Origin of the sequence: Nitrosomonas aestuarii, assembly GCF_003046585.1 — a bacterium.
Classification (GTDB): domain Bacteria; phylum Pseudomonadota; class Gammaproteobacteria; order Burkholderiales; family Nitrosomonadaceae; genus Nitrosomonas; species Nitrosomonas aestuarii.
In genome coordinates this window covers 83,993-104,287 of the sequence record NZ_QAAE01000005.1, presented here as the reverse complement: position 1 = coordinate 104,287, position 20,295 = coordinate 83,993, and the positions used below count along the sequence as shown (strand labels likewise).

14 protein-coding genes are annotated in these 20,295 nt (G+C 45.5%); 3 read left to right on the top strand and 11 right to left on the bottom strand.

Features of this window, described 5'->3' with window-relative positions; genetic code table 11:
• Positions 1-76: 76 nt before the first annotated feature.
• Positions 77-2,494, top strand: coding sequence for an endopeptidase La (lon, locus tag C8R11_RS06145; RefSeq protein WP_107794940.1), 2,418 nt, complete (start codon positions 77-79; stop codon positions 2,492-2,494).
• An 838-nt stretch (positions 2,495-3,332) separates the two neighbouring features.
• Here lon and holA read toward each other — a convergent pair.
• A complete protein-coding gene (gene holA / locus C8R11_RS06140; protein ID WP_107794939.1) occupies positions 3,333-4,373 on the bottom strand; it encodes a DNA polymerase III subunit delta in 1,041 nt (346 codons plus the stop codon).
• 9 nt (positions 4,374-4,382) lie between these two features.
• A complete protein-coding gene (locus tag C8R11_RS06135; RefSeq protein ID WP_107794938.1) occupies positions 4,383-4,928 on the bottom strand; it encodes an LPS-assembly lipoprotein LptE in 546 nt (181 codons plus the stop codon).
• A 363-nt stretch (positions 4,929-5,291) separates the two neighbouring features.
• Here C8R11_RS06135 and C8R11_RS06130 point away from each other — a divergent pair, with 363 nt between their 5' ends.
• Complete coding sequence (locus tag C8R11_RS06130) at positions 5,292-5,759, top strand: DUF5658 family protein (RefSeq protein ID WP_090699953.1); 468 nt, start codon at positions 5,292-5,294, stop codon at positions 5,757-5,759.
• A 58-nt stretch (positions 5,760-5,817) separates the two neighbouring features.
• Positions 5,818-6,024 carry a DUF6447 family protein gene (locus tag C8R11_RS06125; RefSeq protein ID WP_090699956.1) on the top strand — a complete coding sequence of 69 codons (207 nt, stop codon included), beginning with the start codon at positions 5,818-5,820 and terminating at the stop codon, positions 6,022-6,024.
• On the opposite strand, the gene C8R11_RS06120 is transcribed toward C8R11_RS06125, so the two are convergent.
• From C8R11_RS06120 to C8R11_RS06080, 9 genes are all read right to left on the bottom strand, one after another.
• The gene (locus C8R11_RS06120) at positions 6,025-7,371 is read right to left on the bottom strand and encodes a TolC family outer membrane protein (protein WP_107794937.1); all 1,347 of its coding nucleotides are present in this window, start codon (positions 7,369-7,371) and stop codon (positions 6,025-6,027) included.
• On the bottom strand, positions 7,372-8,724 hold the full coding sequence (locus C8R11_RS06115) for an HlyD family type I secretion periplasmic adaptor subunit (RefSeq protein WP_107794936.1): 1,353 nt from the start codon (positions 8,722-8,724) through the stop codon (positions 7,372-7,374).
• A 62-nt stretch (positions 8,725-8,786) separates the two neighbouring features.
• The gene (locus C8R11_RS06110; protein ID WP_107794935.1) at positions 8,787-10,580 is read right to left on the bottom strand and encodes a type I secretion system permease/ATPase; all 1,794 of its coding nucleotides are present in this window, start codon (positions 10,578-10,580) and stop codon (positions 8,787-8,789) included.
• Between the two features lie 87 nt (positions 10,581-10,667).
• Positions 10,668-11,540, bottom strand: coding sequence for an NAD-dependent epimerase/dehydratase family protein (locus C8R11_RS06105; protein ID WP_107794934.1), 873 nt, complete (start codon positions 11,538-11,540; stop codon positions 10,668-10,670).
• Positions 11,533-12,474, bottom strand: coding sequence for a glycosyltransferase family 2 protein (locus tag C8R11_RS06100; RefSeq protein WP_107794933.1), 942 nt, complete (start codon positions 12,472-12,474; stop codon positions 11,533-11,535). The genes C8R11_RS06105 and C8R11_RS06100 overlap by 8 nt, the downstream gene beginning before the upstream one ends.
• The gene (locus C8R11_RS06095) at positions 12,471-13,442 is read right to left on the bottom strand and encodes a glycosyltransferase family 2 protein (protein WP_107794932.1); all 972 of its coding nucleotides are present in this window, start codon (positions 13,440-13,442) and stop codon (positions 12,471-12,473) included. The genes C8R11_RS06100 and C8R11_RS06095 overlap by 4 nt, the downstream gene beginning before the upstream one ends.
• A gap of 41 nt (positions 13,443-13,483) precedes the next feature.
• Positions 13,484-18,064 (bottom strand): rhamnan synthesis F family protein, encoded by a 4,581-nt coding sequence (locus C8R11_RS06090; RefSeq protein ID WP_107794931.1) that lies wholly within the window; start codon positions 18,062-18,064, stop codon positions 13,484-13,486.
• A 27-nt stretch (positions 18,065-18,091) separates the two neighbouring features.
• Positions 18,092-19,189, bottom strand: coding sequence for a glycosyltransferase family 2 protein (locus C8R11_RS06085; protein WP_107794930.1), 1,098 nt, complete (start codon positions 19,187-19,189; stop codon positions 18,092-18,094).
• Positions 19,190-19,227: 38 nt separating this feature from the next.
• Complete coding sequence (locus C8R11_RS06080) at positions 19,228-20,181, bottom strand: GNAT family N-acetyltransferase (RefSeq protein ID WP_107794929.1); 954 nt, start codon at positions 20,179-20,181, stop codon at positions 19,228-19,230.
• Positions 20,182-20,295 lie beyond the last annotated feature (114 nt).

Genomic DNA, 20,295 nt, shown 5'->3' with positions numbered 1-20,295 from the left:
TTAGACTTGAGATTTCGATGAGCGACCATATACTCATCTATACGAGCAACAACTTAACTTTAAAAATTGAGCCGATATGACTACCTTAATTGATGATTCCGAACAAATGTTACTGCCACTTCTCCCGCTTCGGGACGTGGTCGTTTTTCCGCACATGGTGATTCCGTTATTCGTTGGACGACAAAAATCTATTAAAGCACTTGAGCTTGCAATGGAGTCAAACAAAAATATTCTGCTGGTAGCGCAGAAAATAGCGTCCAAGGATGAGCCTGAGCCCGAAGACATGTACGAAGTGTGCAGCGTTGCCAATATTCTGCAAATGTTGAAATTGCCGGATGGGACAGTGAAAGTACTGGTTGAAGGAAATCATCGCGCGCGCATTCTGGAGTTCATAGATTCTGATAGTCATTTTGATGGAAAAGCTGTACAAATTCAACAGGAATTGGATGACAATCCGGAATCAGAAGCCATGCGGCGTGCATTAATGACTCAGTTTGATCAATATGTAAAGCTCAACAAAAAAATTCCACCTGAAATCATTACTTCTTTAGGTGGAATAGATGAAGCAGGCCGCCTGGCCGATACAATTGCTGCTTATCTTCCCTTGAAGCTTGAGCAAAAACAGGAAGTTCTGGAAATATTTGATGTGACAAAACGACTGGAACATTTGCTGGGCTTACTTGAAACCGAATTGGACATACTTCAGGTTGAAAAGCGTATTCGCGGCAGGGTAAAGCGTCAAATGGAGAAAAGTCAACGTGACTACTATCTAAATGAACAAGTCAAAGCCATTCAGAAAGAATTGGGCGAAGGTGAAGACGGTGCGGATCTGGAGGAAATCGAACGAAAAATTAAGGCTGCCCAGATGCCTAAAGAAGCGCGTGAGAGAGCAGAATCTGAACTTAGAAAATTGCGCCTGATGTCGCCGATGTCTGCTGAAGCAACTGTTGTACGTAATTACATTGATACGCTGGTAGGTTTGCCATGGAAGAAAAAAAGTAAAATCAGCAAAGATCTTGAAAGTGCAGAAGCTGTTTTGAATGAAGATCATTACGGTTTGGAGAAAGTAAAAGAAAGGATTATTGAATATCTGGCTGTCCAGCAACGTGTTGACAAAATGAAAGCCCCGATACTTTGTCTGGTAGGGCCGCCAGGTGTAGGCAAAACATCTCTGGGGCAATCCGTTGCGCGGGCGGTAAACAGGAAATTTGTGCGTATGGCATTAGGGGGTGTCAGAGATGAAGCTGAAATACGCGGACACCGTAAAACCTATATAGGTTCGATGCCAGGTAAAATTCTGCACAATATGACCAAAGTGGGCGTAAAAAACCCATTATTTCTGCTGGACGAGGTCGATAAAATGGGAATGGATTTTCGCGGAGATCCCTCTTCGGCATTATTAGAGGTGCTTGATCCTGAGCAAAATCATACCTTTGTCGATCATTATGTCGAGGTTGAATATGATTTGTCGGAAGTGATGTTTGTCGCAACAGCCAATTCGCTGAACATACCACCTGCACTGCTTGACCGGTTGGAAGTGATTCAATTGTCTGGTTATACTGAAGATGAAAAACTAAATATTGCAGCAAAATATTTATTACCAAAACAATTGAAAAATCATGGCCTGAAGAAAAGCGAATTAGTGCTCTCTGATGCTGCGCTGAAAGATATTATCCGCTACTACTCAAGAGAATCGGGTGTCCGTTCCTTGGAACGGGAAATTTCCAAAGTCTGCAGAAAAGCAGTCAAGACACTGTTGGTTGAAAAAGAGAAAGGAAAAGTTTCTGTCACATCGCGTAATCTTGATAAATATCTGGGTGTGCGTCGTTTCTCTTACGGCGTAGCCGAGAAAGAGAATCAGGTTGGCCAAGTTACCGGATTGGCGTGGACCGAAGTCGGTGGAGAACTATTGACTATAGAGTCGGTTATTTTGCCTGGCAAAGGAAAAACGATAACTACCGGAAAGCTGGGTGAGGTTATGCAGGAATCTATACAGGCAGCTTTTTCGGTTGTGCGCAGTCGAGCACATCTTCTGGGTATACCGGACGATTTTTATCAGAAAAAAGACATCCATATACACTTACCGGAAGGCGCTACGCCTAAAGACGGCCCAAGCGCGGGCATTGGTATTTGTGTAGCTATGGTATCGGTCCTTACTGATATTGCTGTCAGGTCGGATGTGGCAATGACCGGTGAAATTACGTTGCGTGGCGAGGTGTTACCCATTGGCGGGCTGAAAGAAAAACTGCTGGCGGCACACCGTGGTGGTATTAAAAAAGTGATTATTCCAGATAAAAATGTCAAAGATCTGGTGGATATTCCTGACAACATCAAAAGTCAGTTGATTATCAAACCGGTGAAATGGATTGATCAAGTGTTGAACATTGCACTGGAGCATAAACCACAATCCGTCCCATCCGCATTATCAGCTTCAGCAGCTTCGATACAATCTGGCGCTGAAGATAAAATGACGGGACGTGTCATTAAGCATTAGATAGCACACTACTATCAACAGAGGTGGTAACAGGGTACAGATTGTTGCCGCCTCTATAAGATGTAGATGTCTATAAACCACGTGTGCTCAGCATGTGTTTTTGAGCTGTTTGTATCAGTGCCCGTTTATCCCTTCGCACTTTAGCGTACTTGACGAATAAATACTTTTATTTACATGTATATACCGAATTTTAATATGCTATAGACACTGTCTGTAGCCACCATGTGGAATATTCGACAAAACTTATTTTTCGCTTTATTTACAATATGGCAGGTGTGTCCATAGAGGCCGGTATTCCTGTTCTTGCTTTGGCGTCCAGTTTTCCCTCAAGTTGCCGCTGCAAGTAGATTTGTTTGTTGCGAAATTGAAGTTATTACTTGAGTCTGCGTTCAAAGAAAGAGCATAGTTTTTGTTGGATATCGGAACGCCCGCCTGATTTTTGTTGAATACCTACAACCTGTCTTGACTTACTCCAACCCGGTGTCTGGTGGTCAAAACCATAAATCGCAATATCATTATCCAGTACCCATTAGTCAGTTTATCGAGGCTATAATCCTGAGACGCCATATATTATTGTTATTGTGGGTTTGTTACCAGGGCTTCAACATTATGGGCTATCTCGTGTGCATCTGACATAAAAGCCATCAATGGGTGGTGGGTAATTACGCACGCGGTTCACGTTGATTATAATTCAGTATTGCGCCAGGCGGGTGACATGAATTTTTATCATTTGAATCAGAGAGTATCTTCGATCACAGTCCAGCTACGGCAGGCCCTGAGCTTTTACTGTTGACTGTATCTGGTCGAATATTCGTTACATTAAGCGCATGCCTATATGCTAACGTTGATTGTTAGAAACGATGGATTGTCTTGAGATAATGTTCAGTCCCAGCTGCAGCAATTCATGCCAGATGTCCGCCGTATTTCCTTTTAGCGCGCCTTTATTGATCCGGTCTATTTTTGCGGCATGAATGAGGCCTTGCAATAATCGCCCGACCGAAATGCGCCTGGCTGCCGAGATAGCAGTTTTTTGTCGGTCTCCCCATATGCGCGCTGATTTCAGTAGTTGCGCGGGCGGTATACCTCTATCCAGCCCCTTTCGTAGAAAGATCAACTGGCGAATTTGTTCGGCCAATGCTGCAAGGATCAATGGTGGTGCAGTACCTTCACCCTGTAAACCTGTCAGTATGCGGGTATAACGATTTGGATCGAAGGCTGCCATGGCTTCGGATAATTGGTAGACATCGTAGCGGGCCACGTCCAGAATCGCGTTTTTAACCTGCTCAAAAGTCAGCGAACCTTGCGGATAAAGCAGTGCAAGCTTTTGGACTTCATGGTGGGCAGCCAGGAGGTTGCCTTCAACGTTGTCTGCTATAAATTGCAGGCTGTTTGAATCAGCAGTTTGTTGTTGTAATCCGAGGCGCTGTTTGATCCATGCTGGCAACTGTGCGCGGGTTACCGGATAAATCGGCACCATAACCCCAGTATGTTCGATTACCTTGAACCATTTGGTTGACTGGCTTTGTTTGTCCATTTTGGGCAATGTAATCAGCGTTACGGTATTCTGAGGTAACGTCAGACAATAAGATTCAATTGTTTTGCTGCCTTCTCTGCCGGGTTTTCCAGATGGGATGCGAATATCGAGTATTTTTCGATCGCCAAACAGCGAAAGATTACCGCCTGCATATAAGATATCAGACCAGCGGAAGTGATGATCGACAGTGAAAATTTCATGCTCGCTGAAGCCCTGTTGGCGGGCGCACTTACGGATTAAATCGGCAGCTTCAATCACGAGCAGTGGCTCATGACCAAAAATCGTATAAAGCGGCGCGAGTTGACTATGCAGCTGTTGATGAAGTTGTTCCGCTTTTATCCGCATGTTTCATGATCAATTGACCGGATTAGTATTCGACTCTGCCTGTGACTCTCGAATAGTTGATAAACGCCAGATAATCTGCTGCACGGCATCCGCCTGCATATCCTGATACAGCATCTGCTCTTCGGCTTCTTTCGCCAGGATTTGTGCATCTAGAAACGGCAGGATCCGCATCAGAGTAATTTGATTTTGCGGCATTATCTCAATACCTTTATTGTCAACCAGTCGTGTGGTTATTTTGAAAATCAATTCAAACTCACGCACACGACCGCCGCCAGAAAGCGACAGAATTCTTCTTTCGTTGCTTGCATTGAGTACCTGTAAAACAGCCTCAGCTTCTTCAATCGAGTCAACAATTTGTGTCGTGGTTGTAGCGTCAACGGCGCGTCTCAAGTCCGATCCGATGGTATGGCCAGGTGGCGCGGCAATGTATAACGTTTCAAACGGCAAGGTTGAAATCTGTCCGCGCAGTTTGAATCCACAGGCTGTTAACAAGAACAGCATGAACAGCATGGTCAGATAAAAAAACTGGGGTAATACGGAATGTTTGGAATTCATGTGATTTGGAATAAGCGATATAAGCTTCAAATAGGCCCGTTTAATTCTACAGCAAATAAAAATCAATTGTACTGTTGTTCAATTTGCTAAGCCGCAAAACCTTTATAGGATGAACAGATGTAGGCTGTCAGGTCGATTTGACGAAATTTTTCAAAGATTGAAATTTATAAAGTGAAAACCCGCGTTCAGGACGCGCCGCAGGGCAATCTTTTCGTACCGGGTGTTGCATCCAGGCCAGATCGTCAATGAAAATTGAAGATTCAATCAGCAGGTGACAGGTTATAATAGATGCAAAACGCAATTCTATTTCTAATACATCTATTTTGCTAAAACTTGCAGTTTATAGAAGAGAGGTTATCAAAAATGGCTATAACTTACGATTTGCGGGTTCAGGATCGGCGTCGAGAAGTTCCGTTTTTCTGTGCCTATCATTTAGGTATTAAGCAGGGTAGAAGAATGGATGAACGGCGTAGCAGTGAAGGAAGATGGAATGCTGCTTATGTAGACCTTTATACCGATCGTTTGATGTTGTGTGTTGTGGGTATTCTTGTTTTGAGCATTTGCGATGCGGTTTTTACATTAAAAATACTTGCACAAGGCGGTGATGAACTTAACTGGTTCATGGCAATTTTGATTGATGATAGCGTAGAGAAATTTATTGCAGTTAAAATGGCACTGACCTCTTTGGCGCTGATCATGTTGGTAATTCACCATAATGTGAAGGTTTTCTACAAAATGAGGGTCAGGCATCTGAAATATATGCTGCTATCAGGCTACGGTTTCTTAATTGGCTATGAGCTGTATCTGCTTGAGCTTGTCTCCGGTGTGTAACATTATGATTGATTATGATAAATTGTAATATTTCGACAAATTAATCTTAAGGATAAAAATGACTGATACAGAACAAAAGATAATGATTGATGGCCACGAATATTTGCTGTCTTCTCTCAGCGATGAAGCAAAGGCGCAAATCACCAATTTGCGTGTTGTAGAAAATGAGATCGCACAATTGAAAGCGAGGCTGGCAATAGCAAGCACTGCAAAAATGGCCTACCAGAATGCATTAAAAAACGCATTGCCTGTTGATACACACTGATTATTCAGTTAAAGAATTGCCGGGTATGAAATAAGAGGCGATTTTTCTCAAGTCTTCGAGTACCAGCGTACCTGCGGTCAAGTTTAATCGCAGGTATGCAAGCAGGAAATTATACTTTGCTTCTGCCAGGTGTAGTTGAGACTGAAACAATTGCTGCTGCGCATCCAGCAGGTCCAGATTGATACGAATTCCGCCTTGTATACTTTTCTTGGTAGCATGTACCAGCAATTTCGCTGATTTTACAGCTAGCTCTAAAGATTCTATGCGTCGAACACTACTGATTACAAGCTGGTATTGTTTGCGTAGCTCGACCAGTGCCTGGTCTGTCATTGCGTCCAGATCGGCTTCAGCGCGCGCGTAATTGGCTTTTGCCTGGCTGGTGATGGCATTCACGCGACCACCAGCGTACAGAGGCAAATTGACTTCTACGCCAATTGAAGCCAGTTCAACATCTTGATTGGCAGTAACAAATGATGCAGACTTGTTTCTACTGATGCTGGCCACAAGATCCACGCGTGGCGCATGGCCTGCGTGGCTTTTACGTATTTCTTCCTTGCTGGATCGGAGAATGTGCCTTTGTGTCACCAGTTCGGCATTGCGATCAAGGGCGAGGGCCCGCCAGTCTTCAAAATCAGGCAAATGGATTGTATTTACCTGAAAATAGTCTGACAATCGATGTAATTGTGTGAATTGTCTGCCAGTGATGGATTCAAGCTTCAGTTGTGCAACATCGAGCTCGTCTTGCGCTTCGATGATACGTGCTTGCGCCAGTGCATGTTTGGATTGTGTTTCCAGTACGTCGGTTGTGGTGCCTTCGCCTCTTAGCAACATCTGCTCATTGACATTTTTGAGTTCTTCAAGCGAATCCAGTTGCGTTTGCGCAAACTTCAGATGGTCTTGTGCCAACAATGTTTCGAAATAAGCTTCAACCAATCGGACGACAAGCTGTTGGCTTTGTCCGGAAAACCTGGCACGACTGGAATTCGCATCGGCTTGGCCCTGACGATAGCTTGCCACGGCTTCCATATTCAGTAGTGGTTGGCGTAAAGACAGCGAACTTACCTGACTGCTAAAATTTAAAGGAGCTGATGGTTGGCCCGAAAATGTGCGTGTACCCGTATTTTCGCTTTGTGTATGAGTGATGGATAAATTAGGCAGCAAACCGGCAAAGTTGATTGCTTCAGTTTGTTGTCCGGCCTCATTTTCATGTATGGCCGATCGATAGACCGGGTCATGTTCCAGTGCGGACTCGTAAGCATCCAGAAGACTCAATGCCTGCGCAGAATTGATCAGGACGGAGAATAACAATACGGATGCTGTTTTGTGACAAATGCGTGTAAATGCCATTTATTCTTCACTCATAGATGCGTGGAGGCGGTCAAGAATTGGCTTGAACAGATAATTCATCAGAGAACGTTCGCCTGTTTTAACAAAAATCTCAACAGGCATCCCCGCCCGCACTTGATGGTGGGTAAGTAGTTGCATTCCTTCTGGAGTCACTCTGACTCTTAACTGATAATAAGGCTCTTCTGTACGTTCATCGGTAAGTCTGTCTGCAGAGACCTGCAGAACCTCACCCGGTATATTGGGTGTTATGTTCTGATTAAAAGCTGAGAAAATCAGATCGACATGAAGGCCGGGGTGTACCTTGTCGATCAAATGCACTGGTACACGTCCAGTAATCATCAAAGGATCATCACTGGGTACGATATCCATTAAACGAAATCCTGGTGAAATAACACCGCCTTGCGTGAAAACGTTCATGCCGACAACAATACCTTCAACAGGTGCTTTTACCAGCACATTGGCCAGTTCAAATTCCTGCCCGATGAGCTGGCTGCTGAGTGAATCTACTTCGCGTTGAATATCGGATAGCTGCTGACGCACTTCTTTTTGATGCTCCTGGAAACGCTGTATCCGTCGCTGTTTTAATTCGGCTATCTGGCGTTGAATACGCCCGATTTCACCCGTTTCAGCAGAGATTTCACCATTTAACTGCACATGGGTGCGTTCCAGATCAAGCACTCGGTTACGCGGTACAAAACCGTCTTTGGCTAGTTCCCGCAAACTGGTCAGTTGTTCTTGTAGAAATACAAGTTGTTGTTTTTTGCTGCTTCTGGAAGCTTCGAGGCCACGGAGTTGGACTGTCAAACCCGCGACATTTTCATCCAGCGCGGCCATTTCATGCTGCATGGCAAGTTGACGTGAATTAAACAATTGATTTTGCGTCAAGATGTTATTGCTGATGCGAGGATCATCCTGAGCAGCAAGTAAATTATCCGGGTATTGGATGACGTTTTTTTCATCGCGTTCTGCGATCAGACGCGCTTGCATGGTGCGTGCAGTAATGAGTTGTGCGCGTGTTATTTCCGCTTGCGCCATGACTTGAACATCATTCATACGCGCCAGCACCTGGCCGGCTTCTACGTGATCGCCTTCCTTGACATAAATCTCATCGATAATTCCGCCAGTGCGATGTTGCACAGCTTTGCGGTTGGTGTCCACTGTGACTGTACCAGATAATGGCACACCCTTATCCAATGGTGCAAAGAACGCCCATAAAACAAACCCTCCTACACCGACCAGTACAATCCACCAGCCAAGCCTGGCATGTACTGTTTCATCAGTCTTAACCTCAGATGATTGATCGGTTGGTGCAAGCTTGGACTTGATTGCGTTATTTTCTGCTTGCAACTTCATAATTGTTCCTGTTGAGTGCTTGTGTCATTTTGATGCGAATTTGAAGTGTGTTGTATAGTAGCTCAAGTTTCTGGGTCAAAGACATTGACAGTCTGTATTGGCTTTTGTTGTGCTTGGGGAACGGGTGCTTCCTGCGTTTGTTTAACAGATTGTCCCTGTTGCTGCTTTTGCTGTTGTTTTTGCAATTCAGTCAGCACTTTCTCGGTTGGACCGAACAGTTTTGCCATACCCTCATGCAGTAGCAATAATTTATTGGTGACGCTGATAATACTGCTACGGTGGGTAATCAGGACAATTGTTTTACCGCGTTTGCGCAAGTCAATCAACGCAGTCAACAACGCCTGTTCGCCAATTTCATCAAGATTGGAATTGGGTTCATCCAGAACAATTAAAGCTGGATCATCATACATGGCGCGCGCAAGGCCAAGGCGTTGTTTTTGACCGCCTGAAAGTCCTGCGCCACCATCACCCAGTTTAGTGTCATAACCCGCTGGCATATTCAGAATCATCTGGTGAACACCTGCGCGTTGGGCGGCAAGAATGACTTTCTCGGATTCAATTTCACCAAAGCGCGCAATGTTTTCAGAAACGGAACCGCTGAACAGTTCGATATCCTGAGGTAGATAGCCGATATGAGGTCCCAGTTCATCCTTGTTCCACAGATAAACATCGGCGCCGTCCAGACGTACCTTCCCGGATGCAGCAGGCCATACACCAACCAGAAGGCGCGCTAATGTGGATTTCCCGGAACCGCTAGGGCCGATAATGCCTAATACTTCACCGGCTGAAACAGAGAAGTTCAGCCCTTTGATTACAGGCACGCGCGAACCGGGCGGTGCGGCTGTAACATTTTCAACTGTGATAATGCCAGTAGGCTTCGGTAGCGCCATCCCAGGTTTGCGGGCGGGATTTTGTTCCAGCAATTTCGTGAGTCGTTCGTATGCGCTGCGGGTGCTGCCAAATTGTTTCCATACGCTGATTAATAACTGAACCGGCGCAATGGCCCTGCCCATTAAAATCGATGCGGCAATCATCATGCCCGGAGAAATCAGGTTTTCCAATACCAGTAATGCGCCCAAGCCCAGCATCAATGATTGCAGTGCCACGGTGCTTGATTTGGATATGGCTGTAACCACGCTGGATTTTTCACTGGCTTCCGCTTGTAAATTGAGGAAACGGCTATGGGGTTTGTCCCAGCGTGCTTGCAGATTGGGCAGCATTCCCATGGCTTCAATAACCTCAGCATTGCGCAAATTATTGGATGCCATATTGGTTGAAACCACTGCCATGGAATTGGCTTCATCCAGTGGTTTGCGGGATACTTTCTCATTGATATACGCCAAAATAATGAGAACCGTGGTGCCGCATAAAGCGAATATCCCCAGCCAGGGATGGAACATGAAAATAACAAATATATAGATTGGAAACCAGGGTGCGTCGAAGAATGCGAATAAAGCATTGCCGGTCATGAATTGGCGGATACTGGTCAGGTCTTTCAATGCCTGACCGGCATTACCTTCATTCTGCTTCAGGCTTTGCTCAAAAGCAGCGGTATAAACGCGTTTGTTTAATTTCATGTCGAGCTTTGCGCCGACACGGATCAAGACAAAACTGCGGATATATTCTAGTGCACCCAGAAAAATATAGGCACCTATGACGATTAATGTCAGCATCAGCAGCGTCATTTCATTGCGGCTCGTTAAAACGCTGTCATAAAGTTGCAACATGTAAATGGCAGGCATGAGCATCAAAGCATTAATTACAGCGCTGAAAACACCGATGGTGTTGAAAGCCTTTTTGAAACTGACTAAAACTTCCGTGATTTCATTCTTTGGGGCTTTAAATATTGGTTTCATTCATTAAAGATTATATGCAAAAATAAAGATCGTTCTATGAAAATGGGTTTGGCAATGTAAGCGCGAGGATTTAAAAACAATTTGTTTTCATGGTAAATCTTTAGCAGACAAAACAAACGATCCGGGCGAAAAATGAAGATCCTGTTGAGTGTTTAAACTATTAAATACCAGATCCTGATTCATGCGTTCAGCCATTGCTGCAGTCCAGAGCCGATAGCGCGGTATTCGCCTCATTATCGGTATAATTAACCGCAACAGCCAGAGCGGAATCCGGATTAAACGTGGCTTTTTATTGAGTGCTGAAAAAATGCGTTTGACCATATCCCGGTAAGTGAGTGTCTCTCCACCCGTAAGATTATAGGTACAGTTTTTCAAATTTAAAGCTTCCAGGGCAAGAATACATGCTGTTGAGACATCAGTTGCGTGAATGGGTTGTCTGAGGCCCTTAGCAGCACCCAATAACGGAAAAAAACCAAAACGAAGAATAAAGCGTGCTATCTCAGTAATATTTTTGTCGCGTCCCATACCATAGATCAGGGTGGGCCTTAAAATAATCCACTCAACATTATTGATTCTTGCCCATGTTTGCACCTGGTCTTCACTTTTTATTAACAACTGTGCGGTATGTTGTTCATTTTGGTCGGACGAAACATTTTTGGTAAAGCGGCTGGTTGAAGACAGAATAACGATCCGCTGTATCCCATAAGTTAACAGAAGATCAAAGTATTCGGGTAAAACCCATATTGGCGCAGCACATATCCAGATAACAATCTTATTGTTGGTGTGCGGTATGGGCTGAAATTTTGTTCCAAGCTGTAGCCAGGTAATGTGGGTGTGACTGTTTCTGATCTTCTTACGGGAAAACGCAGTGATTCGCCAGTTTTTGTTCAGCAATTGCTGTTGTATGCACCCTCCAACCAGACTGGTTGCGCCCAGGAGTCCGACGTGTTGTTTATCCATTCTTGAATTTTAACAATTTATAGAGATGTCGCGTCGAGTAAAATAATAAAGTGAGGCTTAGTCGTAACCATATGCCGCATGCAATCACGCCTGATAACAAAACCGGGTAGTTGTTTCGAAAAAATTTTCGATAGAAGCGCAGCATGCCTTTATGCTTGTGCCAGGCTACAAAAAAGGGTCGTGCACGGCTGCAGGTTCCTTGATGATGAATAACCGGCGCGTCCGGGACAAAAAAAATTTTCCAGCCCTGTTGTCGGAATCGCATGCACAGATCAAGATCTTCACAGTGCAGAAAATAACCCTCATCCCAGCTTCCGACATTGTCAATTGCGGTGCGTCGAATTAGCATCAGCGCGCCGGAAATGGCTTCTACCTCAACAGGTGTCCGTGGTAATGGCTGTCGATGCAGATGAAAGTCGAAAAAAAATTGTGGCCAGTATTTATTTAAACGATAAAGTCCGGAAGCGCGGACAAATGCGCGCCACGGCGTCGGAATGGCGCGTCGTCCGCCGCCTTGTTCGGTACCGTCCGGATTGATTAAATATCCGCCCGTCATGCCAATCTGCGGATCCCGCTCAAGTACCTGAACCATGCGGCGCAGTGATTGCTTTTCGGGTAGACAATCCGGATTGAGAAACAGAATATAGGGTGCTGTTGATGCGGCAAGGCCGATATTGCAACCTGCGGCAAATCCCAGATTCGAACCGGTTGCTATCAGTTTCATACGGGATTCTACAGGAAACCGGGTGGTTAATCCCGAAAGACTGGAATCTGTTGATGCATTGTCAGCAATAATAACTTCTTTAACTGTATCATATACACGCGCAACGCAGTCTGCCAATATCGCGCCCGCATTGTGGTTGACAATTACAACTGATACGGGCAGTCTTTCAGTGTTAACGTGACTATTCGGGCCAAATTGTTTGGCAGTCATTTTTGAAAACGATTGCGGGGAAGCCAGCACATCATGCGGAGCAAATTGAAACAAGAGCAGGTACGTTGGGGCTGGATTTTTCTTCGTTTGGCCAGTTCCGGGCCTAATTGCCGGATTGCATCCTTTTTGGCGCGCGCGTAAGGTCTGAAGCGGCCACTCAGGGCAAACATCAATCCCACATAAATTGTCATGGCTAAATGAATCGGCAACAGAAAAAACAGCAAAGGCATCGGCATGTTTTTGATGAACGTCCAGGTAAGATTGCGGTGTCCGTGATAGATCGAGAAGTCACTTGAACGACCTGTGATTGCCGAGCCGACATGGTGTACTCTGGCATCGGGCAGCAATATGCAGGTACCACCGGCAAGGCGCAATCGGAAACCCAGATCGATATCTTCTGAGTAGGCAAAATAAGATTCATCAAAGCCTTCTAGCTGGCGAAATGTTGATGCGCGATAAAAAGCCGCTGCTGCGCATGCAGAAAATACTTCTACAGGCTGAGCAGGAACGATTGCGTGATGTGAGCCGTGACCATGACGCCAGTGCAGTCCGGATACATGATAAGTGTCGCCTATACCATCCAGCTGCATCGGTAGATTTGCATTAATCAATGTACACGCAAAACAGTCTATTTCAGGCATCTGGGTGATATTTCTTGTGACAGCCATCAGGCAATCCGGCTCGGGGTAAGCATCGGGATTCAGTAAAAAAATCCAGTCTCCTTGAATATAATCCGCTATGGCAAGATTATTTGCTGCTGCAAAACCGATATTTTCTTCCAAACGAACAAGTTGGCACGGAAAGCTGGTGTGTTCGGCCGCTTGCCAGGAATTGTCCACGCTGTGATTATCTATTACAACAACTTCATAATTCGAGTAAGTTTGCACGGCTAGTGCAGACATTACTCTGGACAGCATGTCACCGGAATTATAATTAACTATGATAATAGAAATAAAAGGATTTTCCATTGGTGGGCTTTATGGAGTGATAGGGCGCTTGCAATGGTAACCTAACTTACCAGGCCGCGGCCACAATAATAGTCATCCAGAGTCAATTTTCTCAGAATATCCAATTCTGATCTGGAAGGCTGCTCGACAAATGTTTCAAACAAATCTTTTGCAAGTTCTGAAGGAACGATAAAGTCACTGACTAGTTCCGCCCGGATGGCAATACTGCGGTCCACAAAATCCATGATGCCGCGTTGTATTTCAGCACGAGTTGTCATCGTCTGGCGTTCCGTCTCGGTTAGCTTGCGAAACTCGGGCACAATATCGCCTGTGCTGCTAAGGTGGTAACGAACAATTTGTGGATCGTTAGAACTGAGTAGCTTTTCCATAGAAAAACTTTCTTTGAAAACCAGTGGTGGATTGTTGAAAGCATTGACATAGTGGCCAAAACAGCCCTGTGCAATGACGTTATGCTCAACGCAAATCTTTTGTGCACGCTCTTCAGTGACCAGATAATAACCATGCACGGGTTTATGTAATAAGCGGTTCAGTCGACCCTGAATCGTCGCGGCATATCCGATATCAACTACGGCGGTAGACTCGGTTGAGTTGAATTTCATTCCATCCAGATATGCAAATAATCCAGTGCGCTCATCTTCGGCCTGAGCGAGTATTTTTTCCTCCAGTGTGCGAAGGAGGGGTATCAAATGATCTATATTTTGATCCTCAACAGAGACCCGTTTATTTTTTGGCCATAGTTTGTTATGCGCAAAATGGTCACATTCTGCAGAAGATAATGTAAATCCAAAGCGTTCTTCTATAAAAGTGGTCAGTGTATTGGGTGAAAACTGTATACGGGCAATTTCAAAAATATCATCAAGGTTTGAAATCATTGGAACCGTTACTGTGCGGCGGGAAATAACAAGATAATCGGAGGCAACGGCCTGCGTATCATTGGATGTCCAGCGATCGTACACTGTTTTTAGGATTTGGCCTTCTCGGGACAAAAAAAGTAAATGCTGAATGCCATCTGCAGCTGCTTTCGCTGTCAGCCATTGAACAAAAGCAAGAATCAAGGGGCCGGCAACGGCAAATCCAATCGACCAGGGTGTGGCAGGAACAAGATCGGAAGGATCAAAACCTGGAAACGATACGGGTTGAAAGGTTTCCTGCACAAGGGTTCCAAGTGTGAGTTGCACATTCAAGTCTTCATGATAAACCGATTTTTCAATTAATGGTCCCAGACGCGGCATAGTGCGTGCCAATTCGACCGGGCGCAGAATATGGCATAATTTCATATCCATGTTGCCGGGTATTTGGATATCGGAGTGCTCATTATCTCCAATAACCATGACAGTATTGGGTGTAACCTGTTCCTCAGACAGTAAATGACGGTACAGGTCCCCTGTATCTTTACGCAGGCCAAGATCGGAAGATACATATAACCGATGCCACCCGGTTATGCCGTTTTCTTTAAGCATGGCTTCGATAGTTGACTTCGGCAGGTACATATCGCTGGCCAGCACCACATGTTTGCCCAAGGCGATAGCCGTGTACAGTAGAGCAATCACTTCCGTCCTTGGTGCGACGGCTCTCATTTCGGTGATCTCTTCCAGGTGGCGCAGTTTTTCGATGTTTTCCGGTGAAAGACCGGATAAAGCGGCCAACTCTTTAAAAATCGCATCAAGACTAATGTCTCTTCCGGCTTTTTGTCGTGCCTGAGACTCTGCTGTTGCCCGTAAATCCAGATAAATTTTTCCTACTTCATCCCCGGCGCGTTGCGCAATAATCGATTTGATCCGCTCCGGATAGAGCAGTGGTCGTGTCAGCAGTGTATCGAAAATATCAAAAACAACAACCTGCACGGAAGAATCCGACAATCTGGCTTGAATATTTTCCGGTTTGCGCACAAGATATTGTTCAAAGCGCCAACGGGACCAGCTGTTTGACGGTATATCCCTGAGAATCGCGGCGTTAAATCCTGATTTTTTGGTTACCAGCACCAATAATCGTTCCAGACAATGGGCCAGAGTCGCATCTGTTTGGCCCGCTTCTTCAGGGAAGTCTTCAATTGTGATCTGTGCTTCAAACAATGGATGCAGTGCTTTTGTCCGGGCCCAGAACATCGAGCCGGCGGGGAAATCAAAGTATCCGGCGGGAAATGGATGAATGCCGAGTTTATTGCACCAGGTGCGGCCAAGTGCTTGATTGGATAGCCAGGTATACGCGGAGTAGGGCAACCTGGCAAAGTTCTGTGGATAAACGAGACCGGCTTTATTTTCATCAGTAAGCAGTGTAAAAATTCTGCGTATCTGCTGGTCGCTGCCAAATAGATTGGTTAATAAATATTCTCGCCAGCCGTCAGTGGCGCCATTATTGTAGAGTGATTTTTTACTGTGGATATGCGCGATGTAATCATAATTTTTCAGAGTATCACCGAATGCACAGAACATCGGTGCTATGTCGCGTCCCCGGTTTGGTACAGTAGTGACTGTCAGTCGTTTCAATCGTGGTAACTTGGTAAAGTGCTGCTTGCATATTACGTTGGCAGCTTCATCCGGTGTGGAGACAAACAGATCATATGCAAACGGCATATTACGTAGAAATTTCGCAAACTCGGCAGCCAGGTCGGGATAAAAAATATGTGCGTGAATGGCTATGCTTCCGGGTATTTCATTGGTGGATGGAGAAAATCCTGATAGATCAATCATGTTTGCCAGAAAACCCGTAGCGGTTGTGGGCAGGCGATAAAAAGCACGTCTTGAGTTGGAACGCCAGAGTTCGTAATGATTCATGCCGGAAAAAAAAGGACCAGCAATCCGGTATGCCATGGTTAATATCTTGTCGCGCCATGCGGCAGGCAGCCACCAGTAAACTGTGCGCAGAATGGGCATAAAACGGCGGCGCAGGCCGTCCATTGCCGCGTGATTTTGACCACGTAAAATCCTTGAAAAGAACCGTAGCGGCGCAGTTATTTTCCAGGATGTCGACTGGGTTAAATCGTTAATCGTTTTTTGTAAAGAAGCTTCTCTTGCGCTTGCTGCAAGTGATTCTTGCATCAAGCGGTTCTGTTGATTCAACAGTGTCTCGATCTGGTTTTCACTGCTGGCCAATTGGCCACGCATGGCTGCTAAATTATGCTGCAGGCCGGTGATCATTTCTTCCCTGTATTCTATCAAATCATCCAACTGTTCACCGCTCAGCAGCGTTTTCCATTTGTTATAGAATTTACCTCTCAACGCTCTCATGGTATTTTTGTCTTGCTTGAGCCCCAATCCAGAATGGCCGAAATTTCTATAAACCGCGCCGATTTTGTCAACGTGCAACATTGAAGTATGCTGTGAAATTTGAACCCAGAAATCCCAGTCTTCAAACAAGTCAAGCTGTTCATCAAAACAGCAGCCCTCGGCCAAGAGGGTACGCTCAAACAGGATAGCGTGTATCGGGATGAAATTTCTTCCCCAAAGTCTGCGCTGGTCAAACGGTTCATTGAATGCGCCTGATGTTTCAAGCTTTTCGTTCACATAATAATCGACGCGCACACCCGCATAGGCGCAACGAAAACCTGTGTGTTGCTGCAGGGCGCTGACAAGATGGGCGATATGTTCCGGTAAAAAAAGATCATCATCGTCAAGGAAAATCAAATAAGCACCAGCGGCAGCCTGTAAACCCGTATTTGCTGCACTGCTTCGTTGCAGCGACTGCGCAGGCGTTACCATGCGCAGCGGAAAACGTCCGCACCACGGCTCCAGTTCGCTGTGTTCAGGGCCTTTGGCGTTGACAACGATAACTTCTATATTGGCGTATGTCTGGAGTGCTATGGAGTCAAGCGCATCAGTCAATGTGGGGCGATCTGTGCTGCGGATGATGACGCTGACCAAAGGAATGTCTTTTGTATCCAGTGCCAGTCCTTTTTTTTGTTGGCGCGCATGCTCGGATTGGTAAAGCCTGAATGGATCGCCTGACAATTCTGTTTTGTTTGTCAGAATATAAGCTTCTGCCGCAGTAACTTCCGCAGGCAGGGTGTAGGTTCGATAGCGGTTCAGTGCGGCTATATCGAGGTCGTAGCGCTGGTTAGCATTTTGGGAGGTAAAACAACCCATCGCTTTCATTTTTCGCGCAGCCAGATCACTGATGTCCAGGAATAGATTGGGGCGCATGGGCAGTCCGACTTCGTATAATGCGAGTTGAACCGGGCTGTCTTTATCTGTCCGGCGAACAGCTTCAACTGTTGCCATACCCAGAGCGCGGTGATCAGGGTGAATTTCATAGACGGAAGGGGCGTAAACCAGATCGGCTCCGGTCTCATGGATAGCCGTTAAAATTTCCGTTATCAGTTTTTCGCCGTAGAATAGGTCTCGGTCATGATATTGCCAGAAATCCGGGGTGCCGTAGCCGAGTATGACGGCGGCGGCGAGGCTTTCCTGCTGGCGCTGACGTATATAGTCGGGTATCGCCTCTTGACTGACGCCATATGCGCCGTTGGTGACGATAATGACTTGAACCGGCACATGGCGCTCAACATGCCGCATAATCGCGCCGCCACAGCCGAATACTTCGTCATCAGGATGTGGGGCTAATACCAGCACGCGCTTGGCGGTGATTTTTCTAACGGCCTGGAAGGGAATAAGTAAGTTTTCCAATGATTCTATTGAATTAAAGTCTTGTTGTTAATAAGTCTTTGATGGATAGCCCTGCCATTGCCAGTAGTATATCAAATCTGGCCTGGATACAGGTTCGGATAAGCGTGCGAAATAAATTTTGTCTTGTAAGCGCTGGAATAAAGCAGTGTCAACTTCAGCTGTGGGACCGCTGCCAAAATGACCGATTGCCGGTATCAACTGCGGTGATGTGCCTAATTCCAGTAGCCAGGCATGTTGTAATTCAGAGGGGACGGGGAATATCAGTTTCTCATGTTTTACTGTGATCGGCATTATGTCGGGCGTTGCAGCAGGCGGTAATCGTTTATTTATCCAGTTCACAAACTGAAAGCGCTTATTGTGTCGGAAATGTTTCAGTTGAAAGATCGACCAGCCTTGTGCAATGAGATGATCTTTGGTATGCGCATGCGTGTAGTAATGCAGGCACTTCGCTTCAGGTTCCAGATATAAACGATAGCCGGCTTTCTTTAAACGATGCATGAGATCGGTGTCTTCCCAGTACATAAAAAAACGTGGGTCAAACAGGCCGCCGCATTTTAGAATTGCTTCGCGGCGTATCAGTATATGCCCGCCTGATAAAGCCTCTACGGGCACGAGTGTATTACAGGTCCATGCTTGCAGCACTTTTTTGCGAAAATCAATTGACGAGTATTGAGACATTAGCGGATGCAACCGCGAAATAGCTTCTTTATAAAAACTTGCAATGGATGGATAGGTACTGGGCGGCATTAAAAATCGACAGTCGTCGTCCCAGTATACGCGTGGCCCAACCGCGCCTGCATCCGGGTGTTGTTTTAAACTTTCTGTGAGCTTCGATAAGGCTGACGGCAGCAAACGCGCATCGGGATTAAGCAGTAGTATGAATTCACCATTGGAATAATCAAAAGCCTGGTTGCAGGCTTTGGCAAAACCGATATTTTTATTATTCTGGATATACGTGACGTTATGCGGTAATTGCGCAGCCAGTGAAGTATGTGCGGTGTCAGCCGGGCTGTTGTCGACTACGATAACTTCAAGTGGATCAGCTGTTATTTGGGTCAGTACCGATGCAACCGCATCAAGTAGCTGATCATTCGTTTTGTAATTAACCAGAATAATCGAAATCATGGAAGCTGCAGATGAAATTTGATAAGGTTAATATTGAATTATCTGAAGTCAGTGTCGCCGCTCATGAGCCAGCAGCGTGATTGTAACTGATTCGCTGTTTTTACAAGATCGGGTGTGGCAATGTGTACACCGGCAACTTCAGATTGTGTGACCGGTTTGGGTAAACAGGAGAGGATATTGGGCGTTAACCAGCCAAAGATGCGTGAACGATTAATTTGGCCGGCATATCTTTGAGCCACTCTCAATAATTGACCCAGATTATCAGGAAGTCCCAGCAAATCAATTAATTCCACGCCTTGTTCTGGCCCATGGTCGCGTAAAATGACAATGCCGACAATTTTGTTGCTCCATTTCCAGGATACAAGTTTTGCAATATAAGTATGCGTGGGATGTTTAAGGTAGCGCCAGTCGAAGAATTGTGCGTCCTTTTGAGGCACTAAAAAACTTTGCAGCGATTTTTGTACAGTATGCCAAAGTTGATTAATGGTTGTATTGTCATTTTCTGATAATGATCTGGATTTGAGCCAGAAAAGTTTTTTTTGAGGTGTTGAGGCTCGCCAGGAGGCTTCCAGTATAGTGTCGATGCGGGCATATAATCCTGTTTTCTGACCAAGACGTGATGCTCTGTCCGACGGAAATCCAAAAGCAAAGCGATAAGTCTTGTCCTTACCTGTTTTTGCAGTCAGGAAAGTTTTCGCGGTTTGAACAAATGCACCATTTTTTGTCAATAATCCCCGTGTTTGCGGTGCGACCATGACGTCACAAATTTGAACGGCATTAATTTTTTTTTTTTGTAACCAGAATAATCGTGGCAAACCGCCATAATAAGCAATAATACCGTTATCGGTGTAGGCCAGAACGCCGAACTCGTCTTGCCAGTCATATTTCCATGCCCATAAACTGGCGTTCATGGGATGACCAAAGGCGGATAGAAAAAGAGACAGCAATACATCACGATCTTGTTTTGTTGCCCAGCGGCACTGCCATTTCATCCTGTAATAATAGCCTTGGTGAGAGATTGTTCGGTTAATAAAAGACCTTGGAAGCTATCAGAGATGATAGCTGGAGTCAATAAAGATCAAAGTCTTGGTTAAGAAACAAGATGA

Excerpts from the sequence above, each read along its gene's own strand:
- lon (WP_107794940.1), top strand. The coding sequence starts at position 77 with ATGACTACCTTAATTGATGATTCCGAACAAATGTTACTGCCACTTCTC.
- holA (WP_107794939.1), bottom strand. The coding sequence starts at position 4,373 with ATGCGGATAAAAGCGGAACAACTTCATCAACAGCTGCATAGTCAACTC.
- C8R11_RS06135 (WP_107794938.1), bottom strand. The coding sequence starts at position 4,928 with ATGAATTCCAAACATTCCGTATTACCCCAGTTTTTTTATCTGACCATG.
- C8R11_RS06130 (WP_090699953.1), top strand. The coding sequence starts at position 5,292 with ATGGCTATAACTTACGATTTGCGGGTTCAGGATCGGCGTCGAGAAGTT.
- C8R11_RS06125 (WP_090699956.1), top strand. The coding sequence starts at position 5,818 with ATGACTGATACAGAACAAAAGATAATGATTGATGGCCACGAATATTTG.
- C8R11_RS06120 (WP_107794937.1), bottom strand. The coding sequence starts at position 7,371 with ATGGCATTTACACGCATTTGTCACAAAACAGCATCCGTATTGTTATTC.
- C8R11_RS06115 (WP_107794936.1), bottom strand. The coding sequence starts at position 8,724 with ATGAAGTTGCAAGCAGAAAATAACGCAATCAAGTCCAAGCTTGCACCA.
- C8R11_RS06110 (WP_107794935.1), bottom strand. The coding sequence starts at position 10,580 with ATGAAACCAATATTTAAAGCCCCAAAGAATGAAATCACGGAAGTTTTA.
- C8R11_RS06105 (WP_107794934.1), bottom strand. The coding sequence starts at position 11,540 with ATGGATAAACAACACGTCGGACTCCTGGGCGCAACCAGTCTGGTTGGA.
- C8R11_RS06100 (WP_107794933.1), bottom strand. The coding sequence starts at position 12,474 with ATGACTGCCAAACAATTTGGCCCGAATAGTCACGTTAACACTGAAAGA.
- C8R11_RS06095 (WP_107794932.1), bottom strand. The coding sequence starts at position 13,442 with ATGGAAAATCCTTTTATTTCTATTATCATAGTTAATTATAATTCCGGT.
- C8R11_RS06085 (WP_107794930.1), bottom strand. The coding sequence starts at position 19,189 with ATGATTTCGATTATTCTGGTTAATTACAAAACGAATGATCAGCTACTT.
- C8R11_RS06080 (WP_107794929.1), bottom strand. The coding sequence starts at position 20,181 with ATGAAATGGCAGTGCCGCTGGGCAACAAAACAAGATCGTGATGTATTG.